Annotated in this window: 3 protein-coding genes; all 3 read right to left on the reverse strand. The window is 56.9% G+C overall.

The features are described from left to right. Window positions 1–776: MobF family relaxase (gene mobF / locus ACOCD2_RS14895; RefSeq protein WP_419625760.1), on the reverse strand; the 776-nt coding region annotated here is incomplete at its 3' end. A gap of 42 nt (window positions 777–818) precedes the next feature. After that, entirely contained in the window at window positions 819–2,951 is a 2,133-nt protein-coding gene (locus ACOCD2_RS14900; protein WP_293701767.1) for a type IV secretion system DNA-binding domain-containing protein, read from the reverse strand. Further along, window positions 2,948–3,172: a hypothetical protein gene (locus tag ACOCD2_RS14905; protein WP_293649766.1), complete on the reverse strand. Its 225-nt coding sequence runs from the start codon at window positions 3,170–3,172 to the stop codon at window positions 2,948–2,950. Before ACOCD2_RS14905 ends, ACOCD2_RS14900 begins: the two co-directional genes overlap by 4 nt. Window positions 3,173–3,280: the final 108 nt, after the last annotated feature.

Consider the following 3,280-nt stretch of genomic DNA (forward strand, 5'->3'; position numbering starts at 1 on the left):
TTGTCTTTGCGCGTATCCAGCGCAGCGGTTTCTGATGCCCTAGCGCTGTGGCTGCCCACCTCCGCCAGTTTCGATTCGATCTGATCGCGGCGTTTTGAGAACTGTTTTTCGAGCCGTGGATCGATGTTTTTCAGCCGGAAGCTGTCGCCATCACGCTCGACCGCCAGCCCAAGGTTTTGCATTTCTTTGGCGAGCTCAACGCGGTAGTAGGCGCCGAGTTCCTTTTGTATCTTGTAAAAGAAGCTGTTGTCGATGGTTCCAAAGGTGCCGTCTTCCCGGCGGCACACGTTCATCACGAAGCAATGGCTGTGGAGCTGAGGGTCTTGCTCGCGGCTGGTTTGGTGGTCAAAGACCGCCGCCACCATTGCCGCGTGTTCCCGATCCTGCCCACCATGGCCACGGCGGGTGAACAGATAATCCTGCTCGATGCGTTCTAACGCTTTGTCCACGGCCCGCCGCTGAGCCTCCTCGATACCCGATTTCAGTTCCGCATCGTCCGCCAATGCCCAGGCGACACTGACGGTTTTGGGGGCGGAGAACGTCAAGTCCTGTCCCGCGCGGCGTTCGGAATCCCCGGCATTCTGAACGAGTTTCTTGAAGTTTTGGCCATAACCCAACAACGTGCGCGCAAAATCCTTGCCGTCCACCTCGCCGGCCAGTCCCAGCGCGGCAGCGGCTTTGCCGCGCCAGCGGCCGGGTTGCTCGTGTGAGTTGGAGTAGTAGTCCTCGGGGTCAGTTTGGGCATCCTCAACAAGCTGCGAAGAGAAGTAGCTCATTGCGCCGCCGGCGGATTTTGGAGGGGAAAGGGACAACATTGTTTATCGCTCGGTATCGGCCTCGTTTTCCTGCGCGCGTTTTTTCCGTCTGCGCACCCTGCGTTTGTCATTGTCATCGATGAGCTGGACGGGCGCGGCCGCGTCTTGATCGTTCATAAGCTCAAGCGTTGCGTCGAGAATCTTGAACACTTGTGAGATCGGCTCAAGTTGATCGAGTCCCAACGTGCTTAGCACTGCATTCTCGGCGGCCTCTTCGACTGCTTCCTTCCCCAGTTTTTCGATCGCACTGTCGCCGAATTCGGGGTTTTCGTGTAACCGTTTCGGAACAGGGATTTTGGGATTCTCGTCGGGGTCTTCTTCTTTATCTTCTTTCCCGGGCGGCCATGGCTCCTTGATTTGGAGCTTGGAATCTCTCTTGTCCGGATTTCCATGGCCACCAGCGGCAGCGGACTGGTGAAGTGTCTGCTCGGCAGCTGATGGATAATCCGGTGCGGTCCACCTGGCGGGAACCTGCGCCGGGCGGCGTTCGGCGGTGAGCTCGGGGGACAGGTAGGGCCACACCAGCTGATAGACATATTCGCTGCCAGACAGCCACAACCCAACAACCCCATTTTTTTCCGGGCCGAGTTCACTTGCCAAGTCATCCCGAAAAACCACAAACTCTTCAACTTTCTGGTACTGATCGGTCCGGCTCGGGCTCTCGTTCGCATACAGGGACGCGGAATGCGAAGCGCTGTAGTGGCGAACCGACCGCTTTCCGATGAGCTCTGAAATCCAATCCGCAAACTCCACGCCTTGAGTTCTGCCGATCCAGTAGCTGCCAACCATCGATGACCAGCTCTCGAAAATGTTGTTGTCATATACTGATTTGATTTGCGCCAAATCCTGGAGGCCAAGCACCACTCGGAAGCCTTTTGATCTGCCCACCTCCAAGAATTGCGAGAAGTTTTCCAATTTGCCAAGCTGCGGGAACTCATCGAGGAAAAGCCAGATTCGCCGCTCATGTGGGCGGCAATCGGTGATTGAAGGGCTGGACATCTCCCGGGCGATGGTGCGGAAAATGGTGCGGGAGACAGCCTGCTGGAGCTCGGCATACTGGCCATTGCCTTGGAGAACGATGGTTTTTTGCCCTTGCCAGCCATCGGCCAACCATGCTCTGAATGAAATGCGCCCTGGTGTTTTACAACGGCCCCACGCATCGGCCAACGAAAAAACCGGAGCGAGATACGAAACGAGGGTTGTCAGAATCGATTGCGCCGTTTTGCTCGCGGCGTCCTCAATCAGTGAAGACGCTTCGGGGTTGTATTGATCAACGCAATTTTTTATTGCTGTTGCACCCCCACTGAGGGGAGCGACAATGTCGGCGAACCCCCACTCGCCGGGTTGCTCGACCTGACACTTGCGGACTAGCGCGGTTAAAACCTGCCTCGCTGCCAAGCCCCACATGGGGTCCTTGCCGAGCTCGATGAGCGCGGTGGAAAATTCCCTCGCGTCACTCAAGTTTTGCACGTCACGGGCGATGTCCCACGCCCAGCCCCGGGAATCCCAGGGTGCAATAAAGATTACATCATCCTCTTGGCTATGGGTTTTTGTGAAGTCGCTCTTGTTGTCGAAGATGAAGGACCTGTCACCGCGTTCGCGCGCCTGTTCAATCAGTGGACGGATGAATGTCGTTTTGCCGGATCCGGGAGAGCCCAAAACCATGATATGCCGGGTTTCCCTGTCCTCGTCAATCGCCAGGACAGGGAGGATTTCGAGGCCCTGGCCGCTGCGCTCGATTGCTTCGGCAGTTTCCTTTTTTGCCTGCCGAATGCCCGCTTTTCCTGTCAGGAGCTGGCGACCTCGGACATGAATTTCCGTGGGCGGCGTAAACTTGCGATAGAGTATGACGAACGTGAGAATGCCGATCACGGTTGTGATGGCGCCCGCGACTATGAGGGCACCTACGGGCAGCGCGTCCACGCGGTTGTGTGAAATCAGGGAGGCCAGCCAATGCCCAAGAAATGGAATAAATTCAACAGCGGTGGCCGTGGCGGGCAGGAATTCGAGATAGTAAAGCCAGCAGGCCACCCACCAGCCGCCGGCCAAGGCGGCGAGGGTGATGACGCCGGTCAATAGCAACACGGCAGGGATATCGGGTTCCGGGCTTTGGCTCGGGATTGTTGGAGCTGTCATTGCTGGCCCTCCGTATTTTTGAGCTTGAGAAAGAAGAAGTCGCCGTCGTTTCCATGGGTTCCCAGCTTTCGCGTTAACGCTTTATCGACGCGAACGCATGGCTTACCGCTGCAAGTGCTGATTTCGATTCCACCGCTCAAGCGGTTCAGTTCGGCAAGAGAAAATTTTGCGTCTTTGATTTGTTGATCTAGTTCAGTGAATTGGCGCGCGCTGCCAGCCATGGAGAGCGAAGCGAAGGCTGGTAGACCCCAGTAGCCGCGAGGCCGCACTGTTTTCCCAGCGTGCCTTGCGCCAGAGGGAAAACAAAGTAGGCCTCCGAACGCGGCGTC

The organism is Thiolapillus sp. (assembly GCF_048562965.1).
Taxonomy (GTDB): domain Bacteria; phylum Pseudomonadota; class Gammaproteobacteria; order Chromatiales; family Chromatiaceae; genus Thiolapillus; species Thiolapillus brandeum_A.